At 66.7% G+C, this 25,731-nt stretch carries 16 protein-coding genes and 1 pseudogene; 5 read left to right on the plus strand and 12 right to left on the minus strand.

Annotated features, from left to right (window positions below; all coding sequences use genetic code 11):
* Positions 1-202: 202 nt before the first annotated feature.
* Positions 203-2,497: a hypothetical protein gene (locus WI697_RS26335; RefSeq protein ID WP_345960538.1), complete on the minus strand. Its 2,295-nt coding sequence runs from the start codon at positions 2,495-2,497 to the stop codon at positions 203-205.
* 278 nt (positions 2,498-2,775) lie between these two features.
* Positions 2,776-5,310, minus strand: a complete 2,535-nt coding sequence (locus WI697_RS26340) for a hypothetical protein (protein ID WP_345960539.1) — start codon at positions 5,308-5,310, stop codon at positions 2,776-2,778.
* A gap of 266 nt (positions 5,311-5,576) precedes the next feature.
* On the opposite strand from WI697_RS26340, the gene WI697_RS26345 reads away from it, so the two are divergent.
* Positions 5,577-7,958: a penicillin acylase family protein gene (locus tag WI697_RS26345; RefSeq protein WP_345960540.1), complete on the plus strand. Its 2,382-nt coding sequence runs from the start codon at positions 5,577-5,579 to the stop codon at positions 7,956-7,958.
* A 206-nt stretch (positions 7,959-8,164) separates the two neighbouring features.
* Complete coding sequence (locus WI697_RS26350; RefSeq protein ID WP_062762440.1) at positions 8,165-8,986, plus strand: enoyl-CoA hydratase-related protein; 822 nt, start codon at positions 8,165-8,167, stop codon at positions 8,984-8,986.
* Between the two features lie 23 nt (positions 8,987-9,009).
* On the opposite strand, the gene WI697_RS26355 is transcribed toward WI697_RS26350, so the two are convergent.
* The 5 genes from WI697_RS26355 to WI697_RS26375 form a co-directional block, all read right to left on the minus strand.
* Entirely contained in the window at positions 9,010-9,642 is a 633-nt protein-coding gene (locus tag WI697_RS26355) for a TetR/AcrR family transcriptional regulator (protein ID WP_062762434.1), read from the minus strand.
* A gap of 116 nt (positions 9,643-9,758) precedes the next feature.
* Positions 9,759-10,538, minus strand: a complete 780-nt coding sequence (locus WI697_RS26360) for an aminoglycoside adenylyltransferase domain-containing protein (RefSeq protein WP_345960541.1) — start codon at positions 10,536-10,538, stop codon at positions 9,759-9,761.
* Positions 10,535-11,029: an AAA family ATPase gene (locus tag WI697_RS26365; protein ID WP_345960542.1), complete on the minus strand. Its 495-nt coding sequence runs from the start codon at positions 11,027-11,029 to the stop codon at positions 10,535-10,537. Before WI697_RS26365 ends, WI697_RS26360 begins: the two co-directional genes overlap by 4 nt.
* A gap of 244 nt (positions 11,030-11,273) precedes the next feature.
* Positions 11,274-12,296: a hypothetical protein gene (locus WI697_RS26370; protein WP_345960543.1), complete on the minus strand. Its 1,023-nt coding sequence runs from the start codon at positions 12,294-12,296 to the stop codon at positions 11,274-11,276.
* The gene (locus WI697_RS26375; RefSeq protein WP_345960544.1) at positions 12,283-13,752 is read right to left on the minus strand and encodes an MBOAT family O-acyltransferase; all 1,470 of its coding nucleotides are present in this window, start codon (positions 13,750-13,752) and stop codon (positions 12,283-12,285) included. The genes WI697_RS26370 and WI697_RS26375 overlap by 14 nt, the downstream gene beginning before the upstream one ends.
* Positions 13,753-13,884: 132 nt before the next feature.
* Here WI697_RS26375 and WI697_RS26380 point away from each other — a divergent pair, with 132 nt between their 5' ends.
* On the plus strand, positions 13,885-14,121 hold the full coding sequence (locus WI697_RS26380; RefSeq protein WP_345960545.1) for an acyl carrier protein: 237 nt from the start codon (positions 13,885-13,887) through the stop codon (positions 14,119-14,121).
* Between the two features lie 28 nt (positions 14,122-14,149).
* On the opposite strand, the gene WI697_RS26385 is transcribed toward WI697_RS26380, so the two are convergent.
* Positions 14,150-15,085 (minus strand): class I SAM-dependent methyltransferase, encoded by a 936-nt coding sequence (locus WI697_RS26385; protein WP_345960546.1) that lies wholly within the window; start codon positions 15,083-15,085, stop codon positions 14,150-14,152.
* A gap of 77 nt (positions 15,086-15,162) precedes the next feature.
* Between WI697_RS26385 and WI697_RS26390 the strand changes: the two genes are divergently transcribed.
* Positions 15,163-17,217, plus strand: coding sequence for an HAD-IIIC family phosphatase (locus WI697_RS26390; protein WP_345960547.1), 2,055 nt, complete (start codon positions 15,163-15,165; stop codon positions 17,215-17,217).
* Between the two features lie 24 nt (positions 17,218-17,241).
* On the opposite strand, the gene WI697_RS26395 is transcribed toward WI697_RS26390, so the two are convergent.
* The 4 genes and pseudogenes from WI697_RS26395 to WI697_RS26410 form a co-directional block, all read right to left on the minus strand.
* Entirely contained in the window at positions 17,242-18,750 is a 1,509-nt protein-coding gene (locus tag WI697_RS26395) for a B12-binding domain-containing radical SAM protein (RefSeq protein ID WP_345960548.1), read from the minus strand.
* Positions 18,751-18,783: 33 nt separating this feature from the next.
* The gene (locus WI697_RS26400; protein WP_345960549.1) at positions 18,784-19,689 is read right to left on the minus strand and encodes a LysR family transcriptional regulator; all 906 of its coding nucleotides are present in this window, start codon (positions 19,687-19,689) and stop codon (positions 18,784-18,786) included.
* Between the two features lie 57 nt (positions 19,690-19,746).
* Positions 19,747-19,893: pseudogene (relB, locus tag WI697_RS26405) on the minus strand (type II toxin-antitoxin system RelB family antitoxin); the annotation flags it as partial.
* 166 nt (positions 19,894-20,059) lie between these two features.
* Positions 20,060-20,410 (minus strand): type II toxin-antitoxin system HicB family antitoxin, encoded by a 351-nt coding sequence (locus WI697_RS26410; RefSeq protein WP_345960550.1) that lies wholly within the window; start codon positions 20,408-20,410, stop codon positions 20,060-20,062.
* A gap of 451 nt (positions 20,411-20,861) precedes the next feature.
* Here WI697_RS26410 and WI697_RS26415 point away from each other — a divergent pair, with 451 nt between their 5' ends.
* Positions 20,862-25,562: a hypothetical protein gene (locus WI697_RS26415; RefSeq protein WP_345960551.1), complete on the plus strand. Its 4,701-nt coding sequence runs from the start codon at positions 20,862-20,864 to the stop codon at positions 25,560-25,562.
* The last annotated feature ends 169 nt before the right edge of the window (positions 25,563-25,731 follow it).

The following is a 25,731-nucleotide window of genomic DNA, read 5'->3' on the forward strand; positions in this document are numbered from 1 at the left end:
CGCAGGTCGACGGAAAGAGCTTTCGCCATACAGGCTGGCCTCCTTCTCCAGCCTCTATCTTGAATCACAACTGACGGCTGAGGGGAATCCCCTGATTCCTATGCTGGGTAATTTGCTCTAGCGGGCGGGATGGGTTATGACAATGCGTCTCATTCTTAATTGAACAGGCACCCTGGAGAACCGACGGACGGGTCATCCGGGTTCAGCTGCCCGGTTCAATGCGGGTCGCCGCATGCGTGCGCCGGAACAGGCCGACCCCTGCCTGCCTGATCTCGTCGATCCAGCGCGCCGCATCCATCCGGCCCATGCCGTGATCCTCGATTGCGGCATGCTCCATCACCTCGTGCTCCATCGCAATCGTGGTCGGGAAGATGGCGGGGTCATCGGTATTGAGACAGAGCCCCACGGGGCCGCTGCGAAGACCGAAACGATTGTATCTGCCGCCGGGCCGGATGTCCTCGGCACGCAGGGGGCGCCATCTGAAAACGGGATGTTCGGCATAGCTGTCGATACGCGCGATATACACATTCGATGTCGGGCAGGCCTCGATCATCACCCCGCGCCGATCCATCCAGGTGAGGAGATCGTCCTGGATGGCCTCCAGGACATCGAGTTCATCGCGGCTGCAATAGTCGACATAGCCATGTGCATTCCGGCCCGGCATGCCGTCCTGGCCAAGCATGATATGCAGCGGCTGACACCCGGGCGCGGGCGCATCGGCGCGGGCAGCCGACATGTATGTCCTGTAACGTTTGAAGTGTTCCGCCTCGCGACATCCGGGGTCATCGGCGACATCCGGGGCGAGGTAGCGCAGATCACTTACCTGATCGACCGGCCCGGCCGACAGCGCACGATCGGGGCAGTTCCGACGCAGCAGCCATGCCCGATACAGCGTATCCGGCCGCGGCTGTTGTTCCTCCCGCGGGAGTTCCGCCAGGAAATGCTCAAGCCGGCGCCGAATGCCGGGCAGGACCCGGGCGGCGATGTCCAGCTTGCGGGCAAGCTCGCTGGTGTGGTGCCAGAACCAGACCAGGTCGTCGATATGGTCCTGCAACGTCGTGATCGCCATCCCCTGCCGGCGGGCCCAGAGCTGCGGATCCACCCCCAGCGCCAGACAATGGCCGATGCGATCATCCTTGCCGAAATTGCAGAACAGCAGGGTTTCCTCGACATGACGCATGCCGCGGACAAGATTGCTGAAGTCTTCACCGGCATGGATGCTCAGCGTGCGACGCGGGTGAAGCTGGTCTCCGCGATCCGTACAGACCATCGGCTTTTCACGAAGCAGCCTCAGGGCCGGGGCGAAGACTTCGATCGGGACAAGGTTCTCGTCGCCGGCGACGTCGAACGACCGGATGAAACTCCCCAGATCCTGGCGCGGCGGGGCTGCCTCCGAACCGTGGGCATCCCGGTCCCGACCGGCCCCGGTCTGCGGCCGATGCCAATGCCGCCCTTCAAGCGCCGACCGCAGTGTCAGCGCCGTCCGGTTCACGGTCTGGCGTTCCGCAGCGCGTCGGCGGTCGCCCTCGGATCGTTTCTGCTCGCGTCTGATGAAATGAAAGGAAAAGTGATAGCGATGCCAGGGAGGATCTGCACCGGCTCCGCCATGCCGGGCTGCTGCGTTGGCGAATTCCCGCCAGACCCCGGCATCCGCCTTGGCGAGCTTGCCATCCACCATGTCGCACCCGCCGCCGATCAGCAGAGGAAAGCGATCCCGGTTCGCGTATTTCTCGCCCTGATCCCGCAAGGCCGAGTGATAGTACTTCACGAAGGTCTTCAACCCGACACCGGACATGACGATCGACGACCGCATCAGATTGGTCAGGTGTATGAACAACAGGATGCAGTGCCGGATAGCGGCATTCTCCCGCGCGCCTGTGGTGTAGAGGTGGAGCGCGAGGGTCACCAGCATCTGCAATGCCCCGCCCGCCTGGTCGCGCTGCATCAGCCTGGCCATCGCCAGGATCAGATCCGTGGCCACGGACGTCTCTCGTCTGTCGGACAGACGCTCCAGCAGCCAGGTGCCGGAGATGGCCCGGATCTGCCGATACCTCAATGTCTCGGCCGAGGGTGCGCGGGATTCATCTCCCAGAGCATGGCGCAGGATGGCGTGGACGCAGGCATTCAGTTTCAGCGCCATAACCTCATGATCGACGGTATCGCTGCCGTGAACCGTCGGATCCGTCAGAGGTCGCGGCCCCTTGCCCAGCTGGCTGAGCTTACCCTCGCCGATCATCAGGGCAAACAGCGGATGCGAGGTGATGCCGACTCCGCCCAGATGGACATGGTTGTCGGCATAAGCCCGGCCGCTTTCCGGTTTCGGGAGCCCGAGAGGGCACTGCACCCCGGCGGCATTGCGCAGCGCTTCTACTGTTACTTCGCGACGCCTTAACTTCTGGACGTGAAGATATCCGATCATGAAGGCCGGATGAAGGTCGCGCAGCAGCAGAATATAGTCGGCCAGATGCTCGCGTCGCGCCTCCAGCCGATCACCCATGTCGAGCAGATAGTGATCCGCCATCCGGCCAAGGAAATCGAGGTCGTAAAGACCGCCGGCCGACTGATTCTGCCCCAGAACGGCATGGATGGCAGCCTGGGCGTCATCCCCACGGAAATGGTGCATATGCGGATGGAAGACCGTCTCACACAAGGCCGCCGTCAACGCCCCCCGCTCAGGGGCCCTGTCGCGTTCAAGACTGTCCCAGAGAAGGGTGGCGACCTTCATCGACCGCAGAACCGCCACCCGCACGGCGTGGTCAAGGCGTGGGGTTCGGTTCATTTGCTGGTCAATTCATCAATAAAGATATCCATGACACCCTCATTGTTCAAAATACGTCGGATTGGCGTATAAATCTTCCTGGCACTTTTTATTGAATTAATTAATCTATTTTTTTGCGCTGTAGACATTTCATCCGATATTCTTTTCAATGGCCCTAGTATATCATATGCTGAAATGTCAGTACGTCCTGCCTCCAGCTTGTTCACAAGATCTTCACCGAGTTCTTTCCTAAGCATCTGCTCCACAGTCGGCTGCTTCCGAGATCCCGTATCAGGCTGCGTCCGACTGGATCTGACAGATACGCCTGTGATCGAAATCATCTTCGCCCTATCAGTCAGATCAAAAAGAGGATGCTCGTTCAGTATTTTGGTGAGAGTCGGCCCAGCCTCAGGGCGCAGCAAAGGCGCCACATTGATCTGCCAGGAGGGATCCTTGTGGTAAGCGGCCAGACTGCCCATAGCGATATTCTGATAAACGATGCGCGATTTACGACTCTCGAGGATCGCACATGCATTCAACAGCATAATTCTGAACCGATTGATCTGATCTGCAAGCGTTCCCTGCTCTATCTTGTCTTGATTTTTATAGGCATTCACTTGTGCAAAAAATCTGTGCATGACCTTCAGAATAAATATAGCCGTTATTTTACCTTCCAAAGATTCCTTATTTTTTGAGTACCACTGCTCTATCGACTCACAAAAATCTTTATAATCTTTTTCATACAATACCATATCTGCAGAATTATCTTCCAGAGGATCGCTTCCATTTATGTTAATATTTCTTGTTGGAAAGAAAAAAAGATATGTGTAAAATGGCTGATCATTCATAATATTTCGTAATCTTGTTTCGTCATAAATTCCAAGGCAATTTGAGAAAATAATCTCGAATGCCCGCCCAAATAACAGGAGAGCCGTTCTCTGAAAGCTCGTATAATAAGATCTCTGTGTAAATATCGAGATCAGAAGACCGGAATCACCTTGCCCATATTGTTCGATATCTCTCAGACTGATAATAAGATTCGCATTGACAGGTTCTGGAACGGGCATCGCCATGATGGCATTCGGCAAGCCGGCTGATGGCTGACTGGGGGCTTTGGCACCAGTCACATCCGCTTTCAGCTCCTCAAATCGATCCTTCAAAGAATAGGTTGCAAGGTTCTGCGGGTGGTAGCGTGGGTTGAAGTACGGGATGTCCGCAAGGCGCTGCAATGGCCGATTGTGTCGCTCCGCAAATAAGACATCGGCATTGAATCTGTACTCCATCTCGATATCGAGCGTCAAACGACCGTATTCAGCCATTTTCCGGAATATTCCCGGGCGATTGAATTGAACACCGGCGCGATCCCCCTCCGCCGGCGCTGGTTTTATGCAGTCGCGGATGACCTCAAGAAACTGAATCACTTCGCGGGCTGTTTTCAGTTTAATAAGGGGACGACTTCCATCTTGTCCATTCGCCGGGGATGACAGCCCCTCGGCGAGGTTGGCCATCAACGTCTCGAACCGCACCGGTCCGGACCAGCCCTGGTCGTAGATATAAAGCTGATGACTCAGATCAGGGATGGTCTTCAGAACCACCCGCTGATGGATCGGCAGCACCTTCTTCAGATACTCCTGCCCCAGGATCTTCGCCTGCCTCAGCAAGCCTGAAAGATCCTCGCCGGCCCCTGCGCTTCTGCCGGCATCCATCTCTTTAATCGGCCGCAGGCTTGCCAGGTGTAGGTCTTTAAGTTGCCCACCAACCCCGAGTTCATTCGCAAAATATTTGAGCACGAGGCTCTCATAAAGGGCGATGTCGCCACTGATGACCGGAATGATCAATGGGCAGGACAGATAGCGCCGCACCGTGTCCAGGATATCGAATCCCTTGGTGAGCGACATGTCCACATCGTCGATCAGAACGACGATCGCATCCACTTTCAAAAGTCCGCATGCGATCTCGAAAAACCTGTTCAACTTCTGTTCAAGATCGGCGTGGTCCCGATGCTTCAGGATCCGGTCGACGCCTCTCAGATCGTTGTCGGAAACGGCCTGCTCAGCCTCCAATGCGGCGCCAAGCTCATCGAAAGCGTTCCAGAAGTCCTGACTGGGGCTTCTCTGAACATGGGGGCGGACATCTTTGTAGATCTGCGAGACGATAATATTCAGGAAGTTGTCTTCCACCCTGATCAGCGTGGGATCGATCGGGGGCGTGAAATGTAGGGATCCTTTCTCTTTCTCGCCACCTTCCTCCTTCCAGACATTCTCGATATTCAGCATGAAGGCGGTTTTACCAACACCGCGTTCACCACCGACGAAAATTGCGTTATGGATCCGCATCATCTCGCCACGGCTGCGGTAAATCTTATCCCGCAGGTGGCCGTCGTCGGGCGAAACCTTGGCACGCGTAAATTCCTGCGCCTGCCGGGTGCACCGCTTCAGGCTGACCATAACGTCGTCATATGCCGCGCGTTGAAGGCGCTGTTCCTTCGGATAGCTCTGGGCCCTGTCCCCCTGGGAAAGGTCGATGATCAGCCGTTCGCTCTGTTCGTTCACGTGAATGATCCATGCTGCATATCGGATGTCGAAGATGTGACCATCTCCCCCCATAAAAAATCAATCCGAAATCGCAGAATCGGCCACCAGCTTAGCCGGAGATTACTTCGGCGCGCCTGCAATGGCCGGTCCATCACGGCCCTGCCGGCTCACCAGTTGACGCCACCCCCGCTTCATGCGCCCCTTTCCCGTCACTCGCCTTCCCGTCACTCGCCTTCCCGTCACCCGCCTTCCCGCCCCATCCGACTGCGAGGATCCTTCGCCCCATGGCCGCCGATCGCATGCCCGACGATATCATCCTGGCCGGTCTCGACGGCCCTGCCGAGATCCGGATCGATGGCCACGGGCTGGCCCATCTGCGGGCGGGGTCGGAGGCGGATCTGTTTCTGCTGCAGGGGTTCAACGCCGCCCGCGACCGGCTGTGGCAGATCGATCTCTGGCGCAAGCGCGGGCTGGGGCTGCTCTCGGCCGATTTCGGGCCGGGCTATCTGGCGCAGGACCGCGCCGCGCGGCTGTTTCTCTATCGCGGCGACATGGCGGCGGAATGGGCGGCCTATGGGGTTCCGGGGCTGGAGGGGATCGTTGCCGCCTTCACCCGCGGCATCAATGCCTGGATCGCGCTGACCGAGGCCGATCCCGGGCTGCTGGCGCCCGAATTCCACGCGCTGGGCACCCGGCCGGCGCGCTGGGCGCCCGAGGATGTGGTCCGCATCCGCAGCCATGCCCTGGTGCGCAACCTGACATCCGAGGTGATGCGCGCCCGCCTTCTGGGGCGTGCCCGTGCCCTGGCCCGCGAACAGGGCCGGGCGGCCGACGACGCCGCGGCGCTGGCGCTGGACCTCGTCCGCCGCTCGATCGCGCCGGCGCATGACATCCGGGTGCCGGACGGGCTGGACCCCGAGGATGTCGGCGCCCGGGTGCTGGATGATTTCCTGCTCGCCACCGCCCCGGTCAGCTTCGAGCCCGCCCGGCTCGCCGCCGGCCTTGACGAGGCGCCGCGCTGGTCCCGCGTCGATGCCGAAGGGCGGGTGATGGCGGTGATGGCGGCGGCCGAAGGCTCCAACAACTGGGTGGTGGCGCCCGGGCGCACGGCCACCGGCCGGGCCCTGCTCGCCAGCGACCCGCATCGCCATTACGCCCTGCCGTCGTTGCGCTATGCGGTCCACCTCACGGCCCCCGGGCTCGACGTGATCGGGGCGGGAGAGCCCGCCATCCCCGGCATCTCGCTTGGCCATAACGGCCATGCCGCCTTTGCGCTCACCATCTTCCCGGCCGATCAGGAAGATCTGTTCGTCTGCGAAACCGCGGCGGAGGACCCGCTGCTCTACCGCCATGGCGACGGCCATCTGCCGATGACGGCGGTGGAAGAGACCATCCCGGTGAAGGGTTGCCCGGACCAGACGGTCACGCTGCATTTCACCGTCCACGGCCCGGTGATCTTCCGCGATGCGGACCGCCGCCGCGCCTTTGCGGTGCGCACCGTCTGGTCGGAACCCGGGGCGGCCCCCTATCTGGCGGGGCTGGGCTGCATGCGGGCGCGCTCTCCCGAAGCCTATGCCCGGGCGCTCGGCCACTGGTCGGTGCCCTCGACCAACCATGTCTATGCCGATATCGACGGGCGGATCGCCTGGATCGTGGGCGCGAAACTGCCGCTGCGCCCGGCCTCGGACGGGCTGCTGCCGGTGCCGGGCGACGGGCGATACGACTGGACCGGTTTTCAGGATCCGGCCGGCCTGCCGCGCGAGATCGACCCGCCCCGCGGCTTCATCGCCACCGCCAACGAGATGAACCTGCCCGAGGGGCCGTTGCGTGCGTGCGGCTTCGGCTTCGAATGGCTGGAGCCCTTCCGCGCCGACCGGATCAAGGCGGTGCTGGCCGATGGCCCGCCGCACGACCCGGCCGCGGCCGAGGCCCTGCAGGGCGATGTGTTCTCGATCCCGGCGGCGCGGGTCTGCGGCCATCTGCCGGCGCCCGACACGGCACCCGCCGGCGACCTTCAGGACGGCCTGGCCCTGCTTACCGGCTGGGATCATCATCTGCGGCTGAAAACGCCGGCGGCGGCGCTGTTCGAGATCTGGTGGACCCATCATCTGCGCCCGGCCCTGCTCGACCGCATGACCGATGATCCGGCGCTGCGCCGGATGCTGGAGCCGGGCGATGCCGAAACCCTGCTCGACCGGCTGGACACCGACCCGGCGGCCCGCGCCTGCCTGCTGCCGACACTCGCCCAGGCGGTCGCCGATTGCCGCCACCGCTTCGGCGCCGACCCGGCCGGCTGGGATTGGGGGCGGTTCCACCATGCGCTCTTCATCCATCCGCTGGCCGAGGCGGGCATCGAGGGCTTTCCGCAGCTTGGCCCGCTGCCGGTGGGCGGGTCGGGCATGACGGTGATGAACACCACCTATCGCCCGACGGACGGGCGGCTGGTGATCGGCGCATCGTTCCGCATGGTGATCGATGTCGGCAACTGGGATGCGGCGCGCTTCGTCAACGGCCCCGGCCAGTCGGGCGATCCGGCGAGCCCGCATCTGGCCGACCATGCCGAAGACTGGGCCCGCGCCGCCACCCTGCCCATGCCCTATAGCCGGGCCGCGGTCGATGCCGCCACCGTCACCACCATCCGCCTGCGCCCGCAGGCGCGGGCTTGACCGGCGCAGTCACTGCCGTAGACTTCGGAAACCGATGCGAGCCCTCTCGCCAAGACAAAAAGCCGGCGCCGCCAGATCAAATCCCGTTCCAAACGCTGTATCTGCCTCCCGATCTATTTGGCTCACCTGATCGACTGAGACGGTGAACACTGTTTGATCTGGAGGCCGACGGCCACGGAACCCGCCACAAGAAGGTTTCCCCCCAGATGACTGCCCAGACCACCCCGGCCTACACCGACATCCTCTACGAGGTCGACGGCCCGCTTGCCGTCATCACCCTCAACCGTCCGGATCGTCTCAATGCCTGGACCCAGGCGATGGAAGACGAGATGCACGCCGCCATGCTCCAGGCCGAGGCCGACGAGGCGGTGCGCGCGATCATCGTGACCGGGGCCGGGCGCGGCTTCTGCGCCGGCGCCGATATGGGCCTGCTCTCGGGCGCCGCCGAAAGCCAGGGCACGCGTGAACCGCGCGCGGCCGAAGCGGTGTCGGACGACAATTTCGACCAGAAATTCAGCTATATGCTGAAGCTGAAGACCCCGGTGATCGCGGCGATCAACGGCCCGGTCGCCGGCATCGGCCTGTGCATGGTGCTGTTCACCGATCTGCGCTTCATGGCCGAGGGTGCGAAGCTCACCACCGCCTTCGCCCGTCGCGGGCTGATCGCCGAACACGGCAGTTCCTGGATGCTGCCGCGGCTGATCGGCAACATGAACGCGCTGGAACTGCTGTTCTCGGGCCGGCTGGTCGGCACCGCCGAGGCCGAGCGCCTGGGCCTGGTGCGCAGCCTGCCGGCCGAGGGCTTCCTCGACGCCGTCAAAACCTATGCCCGCGAGCTGGTCACCACCTCCTCGCCGCGCTCGATCGGCGTGATGAAGGGCCAGGTCTACCGGGCGATGTTCCAGAACCTGTCGACCGCCTGGGACGAGGCCAACCGGCTGATGGTGGAGAGCTTCGAAAGCGAGGATTTCCGCGAGGGCGTGAGCCATTTCGTGGAAAAGCGCGCCCCGGCCTTCACCGGCCGCTGAACCGCACGCCGGCGAGGCGCTTTTCAGACCAGACCTGAAAAGCGGAGCCGTTCCAGAACCGCCCCGGCCTCGGCCTCGGCGCCGACCATGGCGAGTGCGTTGCGGACCATGCCTTCCGCGATGCGCGCGCGGGTCAGCCGGCCATCGGGGCGGTACCAGTTGTGGACCCAGATGATCATGCCCGCGAGTGCGAGCGCGGTTACCCTGGGGTCGGCGAGCGTCAGCCGGCCGGCCGCGCGGCCGGCTTCCAGCATCTCCACCAGCAGCGCATCGAAGGCGCGCTGGGTGGCGATGATCCGCTCCTGCCCCGCCTCGGGCAGATGGGCGAATTCGCGGGCATGGATGGCGATCTGCTGGTGGTTGTCGATCACCACGCCGGTGAAGCCATGGGCCACCGCACCGATCTGCGCCACCGGGTCGAGCCCGGCCCCCGCCACCCGCCGCACCACATCCAGCGAGGCATCGACCGAGGCTGCGCAGATCGTCGACAGGATCTCGGCCTTGCCCGAGAAATGGTCGTAGATCGAGGCCTTGGACATCTGCAGCCGCACCGCCAGATCGTCCAGCCTGGTGCGGGCATAGCCCTGGGTGAAGAACAGCTCCGCCGCCGCCTTCAGGATCAGCGCCCGCTTGAATTCCCGGACGTCGTCGCGCATCCGCCCCTCTCTTCATCCGCCCCCGCCCGCCCGGCGGGCCAGGCGGCGGATGGTACCCGCAAGCGGTCCGGCTGTCGCCTGTGCTGACCGGCCGGATGGCATTTGGTGCGGGCGCGTCAGAGCGACGCCACCACCCGGGCATGCAGATGGTCGGCGGCGTGGCGGACGCTGTCGTCCGGGTCCGGCCCCGTCCCGGCTCTGCCGGCCAGATAGCCGTCGCGCGCGGCGCCCAGCACCGCGGCCATGGGCGCGGGCAGGTGCTCCATGGCCCAGGCTGCCGCCACATCCTTGGGCACGAAATCCCCGCAACGGGCCGTCCGCCACATCCGGGCCAGGGTCAGCAGGCAATTGCGCGCATCCCCCTGAAGCCCGGCCATCAGCGCCGGCAGGGCATCGCCCATCGCCCGGCGGATATCCGCCGCCGGCACCTGGGGCAGCACCTGCTCCAGAGGCGGGCCCAGCAGCGCCCGCGCCTGACCGCGGGCCTGGGCCAGGACCAGGGTGAATTCCGGGTCGGCCGTCACCGCCGGCGTCTCACCGGCTTCGAAGGCCGCGCGCAGCCATTCGCCATAGACGAATTCGGCCTCGGCGGGATGGCGGCCCATGGCCAGCCGATCGGCGCGGAACACCAGCATCTCCAGGCAGCGCGCCCCGCCCGGCGGGGCCGGATAGGGGGCGGACAGGCGCATCAGGGCATCGCTCAGCCGCCGGCGCAGGACCGGAGACATCGGCCGGCCGGTCACGACCAGCAGATCGATATCGCTGCCCGGCCGCAGCCCGCCCGACACGGCGGAGCCATGCAGCCAGATGCCGCGGAGATCGGCGCCGAAACCGGCCTGCAGCTCGCTCAGGACGGCCGGCAGGACGGCGGGTATCGCAAGGTCATCAGGGGTCATTGCGTCAGCCGATGCACCACCACCCGGAAACCCTCCTCGGGTGCCGGGGGGACGAAATGCGCGGTGATCTGGTCGAACTGGGCATCGGTGGCGGCGAAATCATGACCGCCTGCGGCATTGCGTTGCCGCAGGCGGGCCCGGCAGACCTCGTCGGGCAGGTCGATCAGATGCAGGCGATGGTCGGCACCGGCGGCCTCGAAGATCCCGCGCATCCAGGCGCGGTTGGCGCGGGTATTGGCGGGGAAATCCAGCACCACCGACAGGCCGGTGCGGAGCAGGTCTGCGACATGCGGGCCCATCGCCGCGCGCAGCCGGGCTGAATACCGCACATAATCGGTGACGCTGGTCATGTCAGGGCCATAGAGCCGGGCGAGCCAGGCGTCTTCGGCGATCAGCACCGTGGCGGGGGCGGCGGCAAGGCGGGCGGCAAGGGTGGACTTGCCGGCCGCGATCTTGCCCGAGAGCAGATGCAGGACGGGTGTGGAGGACATGGGTCAGAAAACTTCCGGACAAGGCTCCGGCCTCGCGAGACATGATCCCGCAGAGAAGACCGACGGCGGATGGCTGACAGAGCGGCGCGCGCGAATGTCCCGGCCTGAAAGGTCAGGCCGGGCAGCTAATTCGACGGGTGCCACACATCATCCACATGTCGTCAGCTTACCTTGTCGCTGATGAATTGCCCCAGCATAGCCCGGCCGGGCCACGACCGGAAGCCGGGATCGGACCGCACCGCCGTCAGAGATCGCCCAGCCTTTGCAGCAGCAGCCGCGACCAGTGCGGCTGCGCGGTCTGAAGGGCATGGATGCCGTCGACGAATTCGTCATCGGCAATCTCGTCGCCGAAATCGATATGCGGGATCCCGGCCTTATCCAGCGCCCGCGCCTCCAGCCGCCGGAAGGCCGCCAGCTGCGGCACCGCCTGACGCAGCGCCCGGCTTTCGACCGACTGATACACCGTCACCCGGATACCGGCCGCCTGCAGGCGATGCACGGCCCTGATCAGCGCGTCCAGCCGGGCCAGACTGTCGGGGGCGTCGACGTGCCGATCGCCGATATTCCGGGCGAAACTGTCGATGATGCCACGCTGCGCCCTCTCCCTGACCTCGGGCGGCGGGTCCGCCGTCGCAGAGTGCCGGGCATGGATCCGGCGCCAGGCGGCCACGCCCACCGTGCCCGCGGCAAAAACCGGCCGTTCGATCAGCCGCAGCACCGGCCCGGTCACCGGCGCTGTCAGCCGTGCCGCCAGATGCGGACCGTCGGGCCCGATCTCGAAAGCGCCGGTGTTTTCCAGATAGCGGCCAAGGGTCGGGATGCTGGCAAGCAGCGGAATCGGCGGCAGATATGAAAGATAGTGCGTGGCGATGACCAGCCGGGTTGCCGCGGCACGGTCGGGCGGCAGGCAGTTCACCAGGGTGTCGGCAAGGGTCGCCAGCTCGTCGACCGGTGCCCCCGCCATGTGCATCAGATGATGCCGGGACCCGGGATCCAGCGCCGCCCGATCAGCGGGGGCGAAGGCCCGGGCGCTGGACGGGCCGATCACGATCAGCTGATCCCCGGGGCTGGTATCGGTACAGATCCAGTAGAGCGCGCGGGCCGTGTAGGCGCGGTTGTCCAGGGCGCGGTACTGCCCGCTGTCGGCCGGCAGCACCGGCACCAGAAACGAGGCGGCGATCAGCAGCGCCCAGATCGCCGCCACAAGTGCAGCGACCGCCATCAGCGGATGGCGCCGCAGCCATGTCACCCGGTCAGAAGCCAGCATAGATGAACTCCGGGATCGGCTCTGACTTCAGCGCCGCCACCATCGCCAGGGCGCAGATGGCGACGGCAAAACCGAAACAGGCACGTGGCGAAACCCGGCGCGGCACGAACCGGCCGTCCGCCCAGGCCGAGCCCGCCCGCCAGACCAGCCCGCCCACCAGCACCCAGAGCGCCGCCGGCAGAAGCGCCAGCACCGCCAGGGGTCCGGGGGCGATATCGGGCATCGGCGCCCCGCCATACAGCCAGGTGAAGGCGGCGACGAAGCCCGACAGGAACAGATAGGCCGACACCGCCGAGACGGCACGATACCAGCCCCGCGCCTTCAGCCGGCGCCAGCCGCCGGTACCGATCGCCGCCCGCAGGCCCCACCGCCAGCCCCGGTTCCAGATCATGCCCAGGCCGATGAGCAGGCCGATGGCCAGAAAGCGCAGGCTGACGTCGTGCCAGAGCCCCACCACCAGAAAGGTGACGAAGGTGCCGGCCATCGCCTGCAGCTCCATCGCCCGGGGTGAGGGCCAGCGCCGGTGCAGGGCGGTGACCAGCGGCGTGAACACGTAATCCTGGTACCAGCGCGACATGGTGATATGCCAGCGGGTCCAGAAATCCAGCAGGCAATCGGCCCGGAACGGGTGGTCGAAATTTTCTGGCACCCGCAGACCGGCCAGCCGGCCGATGCCGATCACGACATCCATATAGGCCGAGAAGTTCAGATAAAGCCGGATCGGGAAGATCGTCGCCGCCATGATGTGGAAGCTCACCGCCGCGACGCCCGGCCCCTCGGGGCCGAGCAGCCGGGCCGCGAGGGCCCCCAGGTCGACGCCCGCAACCACCGGCGCCGTCGCCTGCAGCACCAGCCAGTCGTGCAGAGCGTCGCAGAGCGGCAGGGCGATCAGGATCTTCACATAGCCCAGGAGGATCCGGCCCAGCGCCGCCAGCCGCACCGCCTCCCCTGCCGGCTGCCGGTCTGCCATGGCCGCCAGATGATCCGGCCAGCGCTGCAGGGGCCCCGACAGAAAGGTGAGGAAATTCAGCGTGAAGAGCAGATAGCGCCCCGCTGTCACCGGCGGTGTGCCGCCGGGATCCGAGGCGCTATCGACCAGCAGATGCACCATGCGCGCCAGCACATAGGCAAGCCCCAGAACGCCCGCCGCCCCGGCCAGATCCACCGGCAGCGGCAAGAGGCCCGCGGTCTTCACCAGGGCGAATTCGGCCAGGATGACGACGAGCCCCGGCCCCGCCGCCCGCCAACCCTGCCGGCGGGCCAGATATGTGGCGACGAAGCCCGTGGCCACGAAACCGCCGAGCAGGGCGATCTGCGCCGGGCCGAGGCACAGCGCCAGAAAGGCGAGGCTGAAGCCGCCCAGCACCAGCCGGAACCGGGCTTCGGGCATCGGCCGTGCGGTCAACGCGATGAAGGCGACGGCAAGCGCCAGGAAGGACGGTTCCAGAAAGATCATGCCATCGCCTTGTTCGCGGTTACCCGCGCATGGCGCCGGTCGTCGCCGGACGACGGGCGCATCCTTGCCGGGTCATGGGGTGACCACTATCATGCCACCCCTGACCGGTCCATATGGGAGATGCCCAGCACCATGTCGCGCCTTGCCCGCATTGCGGAGATCCTGCAGGAGATCCTCGACCTCCCCGACCTGGTGGTGACCCCGGAGCTGTCGGCCGCCGATGTCGAGGACTGGGACAGCCTGAACCACATCCGCTTCATCGTGGCGGTGGAGGCCGAATACGGCGTGAAGTTCACCACCCGCGAGATCGCCGGCATGCGCCATATCGGCGATCTTCTGGCCATTCTGGACGCGCGGGCGGGCGGTTGACGGCAGGGGCGCAGCCCGGGTGGCGCGATCAGCCGGGCGCGCGGGCGATGATGACTGCCGAGATGGTGGCCGCGATCTTTCGTGCCCGGTCGAGCGTCAGGCCGGTCGAGGGCAGGAAGGCCGTGTGTTCGATGTCGAAGCCGGCGGCGCGGGTCATGTCCACCACGGCTTCCGGGGTCTCGAACAGGAAGATGTGATCGGGGGCCGGGCTGTTGACCGGCACGTTCAGGAACAGCCGCGCCCCCGGTGCCGCCAGCCGGCGGAAGGTTTCCAGCGCCAGATCGGGCCGTTCCAGATGTTCCAGCACCTCGCTCGCCACCAGGCTGTCGAAGTTTGCACCCGAAATGGCATGCCCGTCGGCCACATCCACCGCGCGCAGATCCGCGACCCGGCCGATGCCGAGGCGTGCCAGGGCATCGGCCGTGCGGCCGAGGCTGGTGGCGCTTACGTCCCAGCCCGCCGCCGCGGCACAGGCCGGGTCGGCCAGCGCCAGGGCCAGCAGCAGCCCGTGGCCGGGGCCGATTTCCAGATGGCGATAGCCGGGCCGGTTGCCGCCCAGAAAGCGCCGCCGATACAGGCCGATCGCATCGGCATGGTTGCGCCACAGCAGCTGCGACAGCAGGATGCCGTCCAGATAGGGCGCCATGCAGGCCGGATCGGCATAGATCGCCGCCTCGACCTCGGCGAAGCTCGACAGGCGATAGCGGCCGGTGCGGCGGAAATGGATCTCTTCGTCATTGATCATGCCGCACATATGGCGATAGCCGTCGATCACCCGGCCGAGGTCGTCGCCCGCGATGGCCGCGACCAGCCCGGCCAGGGTCTCGGCCGATGCCAGGCCCTCGGGGGTTTCGTCGCGGAAGCGCCGGTCCAGATAGCCGCGGTGCTCCGGCCAGCGGTCCAGCACCGCCGCCACGATGCGGGCAAGCACGGGGGCGGCGGCAGGCAGGTCTGGCAGGATCATGGCGGCAGCTTCCGACGGATGGTACAGCAGGCACGGATCTTAATCGGGCCCCGGCCTGAACGAAAGGCGGCAGCCGCATGACCGATATCCCGATCGACCAGCTGCCCTGGCTGCCGGTGCTGACCGACAGGCTCCGCGACCGGGCCCGGGCGGTGGCGGATCTGGCGGCAGACGACCGCATGGCCGGGCTGCAGGGGCTCAGGCATCTGGCCGGGCACCGGCTGGATCTTGCCCAGGCCGGGCCGGTGGCGAAGCTGGCCGATCGGGTGATCGGGGAAGCCGGGGGTGCACCGCTGTTCCGGACGGTGCGGCTCTGCATCCTCTCGGACACGACCACGGCGCTGCTGCCGCCGGTTCTGCGGGTGGCGGGGCTGCGCCACGGGCTGGATCTTCAGATCACCACCACCCCCGACGACCAGATCATGAGCGTGCTGAACGATCCGGCGGGCCCCCTGACGGCGCAGCCCGTCGATCTGGTGCTGCTGGCGCTGGACCGCCGGCGCCTGCCCCACTGGCCGGCCGCGGGCAGCGGCGATGACGACGCGGCCATGGCGGCGGTCGGCGACCACATCGCGCAGATCGCCCGGCGGATTTCGGCAACCACCGGCGCCACGCTGATCTTCCAGACCCTGCCGCAGGAACCGATCGCCCTGTTCGGCCATCTGGAGCGGCGGATGGCGGCCTCGCTGCGCCGGCAGATCGACCGGGTCAATCATCTGATCCAGGACCAGGCCGCGGCGCTGGAGGCACTGCTGCTGGATGTCGATGCCCTGGCCGGCCAGGTCGGCACCGCCCGCTGGCACGATCCGCGCCACTGGCACTGGTCGAAATCGGCCGTCGCCCCGGCCATGCTGCCGCTTTATGCCGACCATCTGGCCCGGCTGATCGCGGCCTGGGCCGGGCTGGCCCGCCGCTGCCTGGTGCTGGATCTGGACAACACGCTCTGGGGCGGGGTGATCGGCGATGACGGGCCGGACGGCATCATCCTCGGCCAGGGCGATGCCGAGGGGGAGGCCTTTCTGGCGGTTCAGCGCCTGGCGCTGGATCTCCGCCGCCGCGGCATCGTGCTGGCGGTGGCGAGCAAGAACGACGCGGCGACCGCCCGCCTGCCCTTCCGCGACCATCCCGACATGCTGCTGGGTGACGACGACGTCGCGGTCTTCATCGCCGACTGGCGCGACAAGGCCAGCCAGCTTGAAGAAATCGCCCGGCGGCTGGGCTGGGGCCTGGACGCCCTGGTTCTGCTGGACGACAACCCGGCCGAGCGCCGCCAGGTGCGGGACGCCCTGCCCCAGGTGGCGGTGCCCGAACTGCCGGCCGATCCGGCCGGCATGCCGCTGGCGCTGATGGCCGGCGGCTGGTTCGAAACCGTGACCGTCTCGGCCGAAGACCGGTTGCGGGCCGATCATTATACCCGGCAGGCGCGCGCCGCCGCCGACAACCCGGATACGCCACCTGCGCCGGCCCGCCGCGAGGATTTCGAGGCCTATCTGCGCGGGCTGGAGATGCGCCTCACCCTGGCGCCGATCGATGCACGGTCCAGGCCCCGTGCCGCACAGCTGATCGGGCGGTCGAACCAGTTCAACCTTACCACCCGCCGGATCGATGCCGCCGGCCTCGCCGCAATCGAGGCCGACCCGGCCCGGCACTGTTTCGCCATCCGCCTGGCCGATGTCTTCGGCGATGCCGGCATCATCTCGGTGGTGATCATCCGCGAGGTGGCGGTACCCGACGGCAGACCCGACGGCGCGATCGGACGGGCCGGGGCGATCGGGCAGGCCGGGGCGACGGAACGTATCTGGGCGATCGATCTCTGGCTGATGAGCTGCCGGGTGCTGAACCGGCGGGTGGAGCAGGCCGTGCTCAAGGCCCTGGCCGGGCGGGCCCGGGCGCGGGGCATCGACCGGCTGATCGGCCTCTATCTGCCCTCGGGCCGCAATGCCCTGGTCGCCGGCCATTATGCCCGGCTGGGCTTCACGCCCTGCCCGGCCGAGGCCTGGCCCCACGCCGCCCCCTCCCCTTCCGACGGTTCCGGCATCCCGGCACTTCCCGAGGAGGCGACGGTCTGGAGCCTCGCCCTTGCCGGCTATACCCCGCCGGAGCTGCCGATCCGGATCGACGAGACGGCCTGACGCATCCGGCCAGACATCCCCCTTTCAGGCGCTGAGCTTCACCGGGGCGGCCTGCCGGGCGAAGGGCGGCGGCACCACCTCGGTCGGCGGGGTGGTGCGGGCAAAATCCATCATGCGCTGCATCTTGGCGGCATCGAAGCAGTCGTCGTTCAGCCACGAGCGGAAGGTCCGCACCACCTCCGCCTCGGGGAAGAAATGCCGCATGCGGACATGGGCGTTCAAAATCCGGCGCGGGTTGAACTGCACCTTGCGCAGCCAGTCGACCCGGAGTTCCGCAACATCCTCGCTGGTCAGCGGCACTTTCTCGCGGTCGAAGATGTCGCCGTAGAACAGGAAGGGCTGGCGCGAGAACATGCGCGGCGTGGTCGCATGGCGGGTCTGGGCGGTGAGCCGCTCCGCCTGGTCGGGCGTCGGCGCCAGATGATCCCAGAGCAGCGTGCCGCGATAGATCCGCACGATGTTGAGCGTGGGATCACAAAGATGTTCCAGCGAGGCGGCGTAATCGATGGTCGCCTGGGCCTCTTCGCGGGTCTCGGTCGGGAAGCCGGCCATGAAAAAGGTGGTGGCGACGAAACGGCGCGAGGCGGCGTCGATCATCGCATGCGCCCGCTCGATCTTCAGATATTTGCCGATGAAGCGCTGCAGGCGCGGGGTCACCGTCTCCACCGCCAGCGCCATCATCACCGTGCCGGCGGCCTCGAACAGATCCAGGATCTCGTCGTCGAGCAGGTCGGCGCGCAGGCCGATCGGGAAATGCAGCCGGACGCCGGGCAGTTCCTTCGCAATCTCGCGCAGCACCGCCTTGGCATGGGGGCGCGGGAAATTGAAGATGTCGTCGATGAAGTGGAAGGCCTCCACCCCCAGCTCGTCGCGGCGCCTGAGCATCTCGGCCACCACCGATGCGGGGGAGCGCTGATGCGTCGCGGTCTCGGGCGCGATATGGCAATAGAAGCAGCGATAGGGGCAGCCGCGCGAGGCCTCGATATAGGCGCAATGCCGCGGCCAGACATGGGCGGCATTGTTGATGTCGGCGAATTTAGTCAGGTCGATCAGATCATAGGCCGGCATCGGCAGGGCATCCAGATCGCGGATCCGCACCCGCTTCTCGTTGCGCTGCACCCGGCCGCCGGTCAGGACCGCCGTGCCGGCCAGATCTGCGGGCAGGCCCCCGTTCCGGCCGGTATCGCCGTTCAGCGCCTCCAGCAGGGCGACGAAGGTCTCCTCGCCCTCGCCCAGCACCGCCAGATCGATCTCGCCGGTCTTGAGCAGCAACTCGAAATCCGCCGAGACATGGGGGCCGCCGCCGATGATCGGCCGCCCCGGCAGAACCCGCCGCACGATCGCCGAGAGCGCCGAGAACCCGTCGCGAAACAGCGAAAACGCCCGAAGCCCGATCAGGTCCGGGTCGAAGGACTCCAGAAGCTCCGGCAGCGTGGTTTCGTAATCCGGATCGGTCAGGGTCTGGAATCGGCGGTGATGAGCAGGATGCGGCGGATCATGGGCTGTCGGAACCTCGGCCGAAAATGAGCGCAAGAGGTCGAACCTACCACGAAAATCCGCCGGCCATCACCCCTGCCGCAGCCGCTCGCGCAGGCGCGGCGCGGCATGATCAAGGAATGCTTCGATCCGTCGTGGCGCACGCTCTCGTCCGAGATAGACCGCATGCACCACCTCGCTGTCGGCCAGGCAGTCGTCGAGCACGGTGACCAGCCGGCCGGCGGCGATGTCGTCGCGGACATGGTATTCGGCAAGCCGGGCAAGCCCCAGCCCGGCCCGGGCCATGTAGCGCATGGTCTCGCCGTCGCTGACCTGGATCCGGCCTTCCACCTCGCGCGCGACCCTGCGGCCATCCACCGTCATCGGCCAGACCGCGGCGGCGCGGCGGAAATTGAAGCCCAGGCAGTCGTGATCGACCAGATCATCGGGCCGCCGCGGCACGCCGCGCCGGGCCAGATAGTCGGGCGAGGCCACGATCCGCCGCCGCACCTCGCCCAGATGCACCGCGCGCAGGCCCGAATCGCCCAACTTGCCCACCCTGAAGGCGATGTCGACCCGCGCCAGATACAGATCCACCACCTCGTCGGTGAAGGTGAGGTCCAGCCGGATCTGCGGATATCGCATGGTGAAATCCGGCAGCAGCGGCAGCAGGCAGTGCCGGCCGAAGGGGATGGAACTGTTGATCCTGACCAGCCCCGACGGCACCACCGCCTGACCGGCGAGTTCGGCCTCCATCGCCTCCAGCTCGGCCAGCAGCGCCTCGGCCCGCTCGCGGTAAACCTCGCCCTCAGGCGTCAACCGCAACCGCCGGGTCGACCGCTCCACCAGCCGCACCCCCAGCCGCGCCTCGATCCGCGTGATCAGCTTGGCGGTCGCCGACGGCGTCATCCCCAGCTCCCGCCCGGCCGCACTGAAGGCCCCGCGCGCCGCGACACGCAGAAAGACACGCATTTCCCAGGCGCGGGCGTCGGTCATGGGGTGGGGATCCCGGGATGTGTGCGTGGGATGGCGGCCCGCGCCGTCTCCCGCCATTCAAGACCGGGCACGGCGCTTCCTGTCGATCAGTGCCTGGACCTCGTCCATCACCCGGTCGTGCGACACCGCCGGCCGATCGTCGTCCAATGCCTCCAGAACCTTCGCTCGGAACCAGGCATCATGGGCTTTGGCGTCCGCGGCCAGGTCGCGGATGCCTACTCCTGTCCAGAACTCCATACTATCCCAATCTCTGTGCACCCCGCGTCGACCAGGGGCTGGGTTCCTACAGTACATAGATATGTCTTTATGTATTTATGTCGGGTCCCGCTCCCTTGTACCTCGGCTTCCAGCACGACCGGATCACGGAAGATCAGGCTGCATGGTCCTCGTGGTCGAGAAAACGACGCAGGGCGTCACTGACGACGGTATTCAGGTTCACGCCCCGGCGCCTGGCATAGAGCATGGCGCGGCGGTGCAGATCGCGGCCGGGCCGGACGTTGAAGCTGCCCTTCAGAGGAATATCGGGTTTACGGCCCTGGGCCGCGCAAAGCTCAAGGTAATCGTCCACGGCCTCGTGAAAAGCAGCCTTGAGGCCTTTTCCGTCCACGCCCTCATAGGTCACCAGATCACGGATGAACTCCAGCCGCCCGTGCAACACCTCGTCCTCGTCACTGTACTCGACCGAGCCGAGATAGCCCTTATATTCCAGCATCATGCTCATATCAGACTCTCCAGCAGCCTGACCAGCTCGTCCCAGGTGAAGTCCTTCGGCTTGCCCCTGAGCCGGGCAACCAGTTTGTCGTGCCGACTCATATCGCCGTGCCGCTCCCTCCCCGGTTTCTGATTCCCCAATATGGGAGATTTATGCGGAATTGCAACCGTATATAGTTGCTTCGCATGACGGGTCGGGGGCACGCCCCACCTAATAATCTCAGGTTGTATCCATTGGATGACCCACCTTCTGGTGCCCCTCCGGCCACGCTATGGCACCCTCTTCTTGTTAAGTGCATATTCCAGGCCAATTTTTCGCCATAAAATGAAATGATTCGACTCCCTCTTCGCACATAAATTGCACTACCATGTTTGTGACGGGCATCACATCCGCCCGCTTTCCACAGTCTTCCTGACAACATCATACAACTATTGATAGTGTATCGATCCGGGAGGGACGGATGCCCCAGGATGACCCGATGGCGGGGTTCGCCCGCCTTTTGCCGGGCCTGAAGGCCGATCGGCGGACCGCGGCGGCAGATCTTGATGTGCTGGCCGGAAAGAGCGAGGCCGCAAAGATCGAGGGCCGGAAGGCCGAAGGCGGGGAGGCTGGCGTCCTGACGGCGCGGCCGCAGGATGCGTTTTCGGTGCTGGCCATGGCCGGGATCGGGCCGGCGGCGGATCTGCGCGGGCTGGCGCCGTCCAGGGTGGCCGGGCCGTTCATCGATCTGGACGGGCGCCGGCTGTTCGTCGACGTGTTCGAGGCGGGCAAGCTGACGCCGATCACGCCCAAGGGCCAGGCGGCGCCGCTGATGCTGGTCTCGGGCGGCTCGGCGCGGCGCACGCGCGATCAGGTGTCGATCACCGTTGATGCCGGCACGGTCTGGATCGCGGCCGGGCTGTTTTCGAACAAGGCGCCGGCCGATGGCTGGGCCGGGCTGCCGGTCCGGCGCGGCACGGCGCGTTTCGCCGCCGCGGCCGCCAGCGGCACCGCCATCGCCGCCCCGCCCAAAGGCGAAATCGTGCTGGAGCTGGGCTACGAACCCGACCCGGCCAATACCTGCCCGGATGCGGCGATCACCGCACCCGCCAAACTCACCATCACCATCGATGGCGGCAAGGCCACGGTGAAGCTGGCGGGTGGCGAGGCGCGGTTCGGCGGCACCACCCACACCGTCGCCCCGACCGAGAAGGTTATGTGGAACGCGGCCGAAAACGGGCTCTGGTTCCCGGCCGACATCAAGCCCGAGGCGATCGATGCCGCCGGGATCGACTGGCGGGTGGCCAGCTTCGATGCCGGGTTCCGCATCGCCCGCGGCGGCTGGCTGATCCCGGTGGTGGTGAACGCCGCCCCCCAGACCCTGCCCCAGGCCAGCACCAGCGGCCATTGGTGCTTTGCGCTGAAGGGCGATCCGCGGGTCGGCTGGGCGGGGCTGGATGGCCGGGTGCGGATCACCGACCCCACCCTGTTGATCGGCCAGGGCATTTTCATGCTGGTCGACCGCAACGCCGCCGCCGATCCGGGCGCCGTGACCCGCTTCGATCTCTGGGCGCTGGGGGCCGGGATCGCCGGGCGCCAGAGCGTCACCGCCACACTCGCCGCCGCCGGTGCGGTGGTGATCGGCTGCGCCGGCGCCGGGCGGCATTTCGCCATGGCCGAGGCGCGGGTGGCCGAACGCCTCGCCTGCCCGCGCGACCATGCCGGCCGGCCGGTGACCACCCGGCCGGTGACCGCCATGGTGATGATCGCCGAAGAGGCGGGGCGGCTTCAGGCCGATCTGATCGCCACCGGCTTTGCCGGCGATCCCCCCGGCAGCCTGCGGCTGGTGGTTGAAAACGCCGTGCTCGCCACCGGGCTGCCTGCCCTCTATCGCGTGTCGGGCACAGTCGATGCCGATGGCGTGATCCGCGCCGGCACGCTGGATCTGGTCTTCGGCCTGCTGAACTGGCTGCCGACCCTGCCCGACCCTTATGTCTCGTCCTGTGCAGGCGGGCTGCCGCTGCCCCAGGCCGGCGCCGCCGCATCGGCGGGCGTGCTGCGCGCCGCGGTCAGCTGGTCGGGCGACGGCCCGCCGGCCCTCGCCTTCGCCGGCGACCTGCCGCCGCCCCTGCTCGGCTGCGACAATCCCTCCAAGCCCGATCAGCGGCCCGCACGCCTGCCCGATCGCGAGTTGACCGGCCAGACCGCCCAGGGCACAGGCCTGCGCGGCGAGGCCGAACAGGCCACATGGGAGCGCGCCCGCCGCGCCGCCGAAAAGTTCAAGGGCAACGAGGTCTGGCCCAAGGCGCGGGACAGTTTCACCGACCGGGTGGGCACGCTGGGCCGCCGGCCGGGGGTGTCGCTGCTCGACGTTTCGACCCGGCGCCATCAGATCGGCGTCGCCTTCGACACCAGGGTCGACCAGCCCCTGACCCATGCCGTCCCCCAGCCGGGCACCGTGGCCGAGATCGACGGGCTGCGCTTCAAGACCGGCCTCCGCGTCTTCGCCCTGCCCCAGATCCAGTGGGAACCGGTGCGCACGCTGGATGCCGACCAGGATCTGGCGACGCTCGGCTGGTTCCCCACCCCGCTCGCCTCGGCCGGCGATGGCGGGCCGGCGATGATCCGCGGCGCCGCGAAACTGCGCCCGGCCATCCCCGATCTCGCCCTTGAAGAGATGGTTGCGGGCTTCAACAGCGGCGACCCGCTGGAGGTGCTGACCACCCTGCCCTTCGGCATGATGGCCAAGATCGAGATGAAGGGGGTCGCCGATGCCGATGCGGCCGCCGATACCGCGACCATGCTGCGGCCGCGATTCGACCGGGGCGGGCCGCTGGAAGGCGGCCATCAGCTGAGCCTGCGCGCCGGCACGCCCACGGCCGCACCGCCCCGGCAGAGCGCCAGCTTCCGCGGCCTCGCCACCCAGACGCCCAATGGCGTCGACCTGGCCTCGGGCGCGCCGCTCAACATCTCGGTGCTGGGCGCCACCGCCGGTGCCGAGGGCGCGGTGGAGGCGATGTTCAACAATGAATTCACCCTGTTCCGCCCCCGGGTGCCGGTCACCCGGCTCGATCTCTCGGGCTATGGCAGCAGCACCTTCAGCGACTGGGGCAACCCCTTCGCCGCCTTCGCCGAGGCGGCCAAGGTCCAGTTCCAGGTGATGGTCGGGCGCACGGCGCTGGAGGTGGTGAAATTCGTCAGCGTCATCTACCCCTGGGGGATCAGGGCGACGCGCACCGTCACCATCGAACGCCGCGGCGGAGGCGGGGTGCTGCGCCGCGACAGCGGCTGGCAGGCGGCCTCGGCCGGGCTGTTCGATTTCCGCCACGTGCCCGCGGGCGGCGGCGCGCCGGTCTCGCCCGATTACGAGGTCCATCCGGGGCTGATCCGCGGGATTTACGACGTCGCCCGCATCCGCCCGTCGGACCGGCCGGCGATCGATCTGCCCTCGGGCGGCAAGGTGCTGCCGATGTATTTCGATGCGGTGGCCGAAATCGGTACCGATGCCGCCCATGCCCGCACGCCCGTCCGCGGCATGCTGGGCTGGCTGCATCTGCTGCCGGTGGGCGACCCGATCACCCCCGGCGAACTCGACCAGCTGCTCCGGGTCTATGGTCCGGCGGGCGGGCCGGTGGAGGTGTCGTTGCCGCTGGATGCGTCCGGCTTCCGGATGCGGCTGAAACGGATCGAGGCCGCACCCGCCTGGAACGGCCCTCATCCCGCCATCGTCGGCGCGCTGCGCGGCGCACCGCAATTCGGCGCCGGCAACGGTGCCTGGTCGGTGGCGGCCTTCCCCGGCCCCGCCCATCCCGACCAGCCGGGAGAGGCGGTGGCCGCCCCCGACGGCGTGGCGGTGCTGCGCGCGGGCGAGGCCGGCACGCCGCTGGCCGACAGGATCCGCGTGCCGGCACCATCCCCCCTTCTCACCTTCCAGGACCCGCAGGATCTGTTCTCGGGCGCCAGCCCGCGGGCCGATTACGCCTTCGTCCAGACCACCCCCACCCATGCCCTGGCCTTCCGCCGGCCCAGGATCCAGATCGGCAGTTCCGACATCACCGCCGGCCTGCCGGCCCTGTTCGCCGACGTTTTCGCCCGCACCACCGGGGCCGGTGTCTTCCCGCATCCCGATGCCGCCATCCCGCTCGGCGGGGCCGGCGGCCATCGCCTGCGGGTGAACCCGGCCAATGGCCGTTTCCGGCTGATGCCGCCGGTCGCCATGGCGCCGGGGCCGGTGCAGATCGTGCTCTCCGATGATGTCGATGCCGGCAGCCGGATCGACTATGCCGCAAGCTCGATCACGCTTGCGATCGAGGAAGACAGCTGGTCGCTGACCATGCCCCGGGTGAAGGTCTGGACCGACATTCTGGGGCTGACCGACGTCACCGGCATGCAGGCCGACATCATCGGCGGCAGCACGCTCAGGCCGAAGCTCACCGCCATCAACTCGCTGATGCATCCGGTGCTGGAAGACATCATGACCTTCCTGCCCGGCTTTTCGTCACGGCCCGAGATTGCGCCGATCGACCTGGCCGCCACCAATCTCAAATACAAGGTCAAGCTGAAGACCGTGGCCGAGAAAGAGGTCAAGCTCGGCCCCCTGGATCTCAAGGTCGGCGCGGTGTTCGAGGCCGGCACCGACGAGGTCGACATTCCCCCCGATCTGCTGCCCCCCGGCAGCCCGCCCACCGAGTCCAAGGTCGAATTCGTCGGCGGCGGCATCTCGGTCGCGCTGGAGGGCGAGACCCCGACCAGCCCGTGGAAAGTGGTCTACGGCGCCGAATTCTCGCTCGGCGGCAAGACCTATATGCCGCAGCTGACCACCGACCCCTCGGGCGGCGGCGCGGTGGTGGGCAGTTTCTCCAAGGCATCTTTCGAGCTGAAGGCCTATATCGGCATCGGCGTCGGCGGCAAACTGGGGCCGTTCAAGGCCGAGGCCTCGGTCGGCATCGGCCCGGTGATCGTCTATGAAGGCGACTGGGGCTTCGGCGGCTTCGTCTTCTTCGATGCCAAGGTCGACGTCAAGATCGTCACCGTCGGCGTCTATGGCGAATTCTCGCTGATGATCGTGAAGAAGGTCGATGGCGACTACGCCGCCTATGAAGGCGAGGTCGGCATCTACGTGAAGATCCTGTTCTTCTCGATCAAGGCCAGCATCGGTTTTTCCAAGGAAGACAAGATCTGAGGAGGCCCCGGCCATGGCCGCACCCCGCCTGTCGATTCTCCCCTTCCTTCAGAGTCCGTCCGAGAAGTTATCTATGATTTCCGGCTCCTTGCGATTCTGCGCATCATGATCCGGATCATCGCGAGGCGGAGGAATGCCAAAGCCATCCGTGAGAGGTTCTCGAAGTCTT

It is taken from the genome of Tistrella mobilis (genome assembly GCF_039634785.1).
Taxonomy (GTDB): domain Bacteria; phylum Pseudomonadota; class Alphaproteobacteria; order Tistrellales; family Tistrellaceae; genus Tistrella; species Tistrella mobilis.

Coding starts and splice junctions, on each gene's coding strand:
- WI697_RS26335 (WP_345960538.1), bottom strand. CDS start 2,497: ATGGGTGATCGGCTGGAGGCGCGACGCGAGCATCTGGCCGACTATATT.
- WI697_RS26345 (WP_345960540.1), top strand. CDS start 5,577: ATGGCCGCCGATCGCATGCCCGACGATATCATCCTGGCCGGTCTCGAC.
- WI697_RS26350 (WP_062762440.1), top strand. CDS start 8,165: ATGACTGCCCAGACCACCCCGGCCTACACCGACATCCTCTACGAGGTC.
- WI697_RS26355 (WP_062762434.1), bottom strand. CDS start 9,642: ATGCGCGACGACGTCCGGGAATTCAAGCGGGCGCTGATCCTGAAGGCG.
- WI697_RS26360 (WP_345960541.1), bottom strand. CDS start 10,538: ATGACCCCTGATGACCTTGCGATACCCGCCGTCCTGCCGGCCGTCCTG.
- WI697_RS26365 (WP_345960542.1), bottom strand. CDS start 11,029: ATGTCCTCCACACCCGTCCTGCATCTGCTCTCGGGCAAGATCGCGGCC.
- WI697_RS26370 (WP_345960543.1), bottom strand. CDS start 12,296: ATGCTGGCTTCTGACCGGGTGACATGGCTGCGGCGCCATCCGCTGATG.
- WI697_RS26375 (WP_345960544.1), bottom strand. CDS start 13,752: ATGATCTTTCTGGAACCGTCCTTCCTGGCGCTTGCCGTCGCCTTCATC.
- WI697_RS26380 (WP_345960545.1), top strand. CDS start 13,885: ATGTCGCGCCTTGCCCGCATTGCGGAGATCCTGCAGGAGATCCTCGAC.
- WI697_RS26385 (WP_345960546.1), bottom strand. CDS start 15,085: ATGATCCTGCCAGACCTGCCTGCCGCCGCCCCCGTGCTTGCCCGCATC.
- WI697_RS26390 (WP_345960547.1), top strand. CDS start 15,163: ATGACCGATATCCCGATCGACCAGCTGCCCTGGCTGCCGGTGCTGACC.
- WI697_RS26400 (WP_345960549.1), bottom strand. CDS start 19,689: ATGACCGACGCCCGCGCCTGGGAAATGCGTGTCTTTCTGCGTGTCGCG.
- WI697_RS26410 (WP_345960550.1), bottom strand. CDS start 20,410: ATGAGCATGATGCTGGAATATAAGGGCTATCTCGGCTCGGTCGAGTAC.
- WI697_RS26415 (WP_345960551.1), top strand. CDS start 20,862: ATGCCCCAGGATGACCCGATGGCGGGGTTCGCCCGCCTTTTGCCGGGC.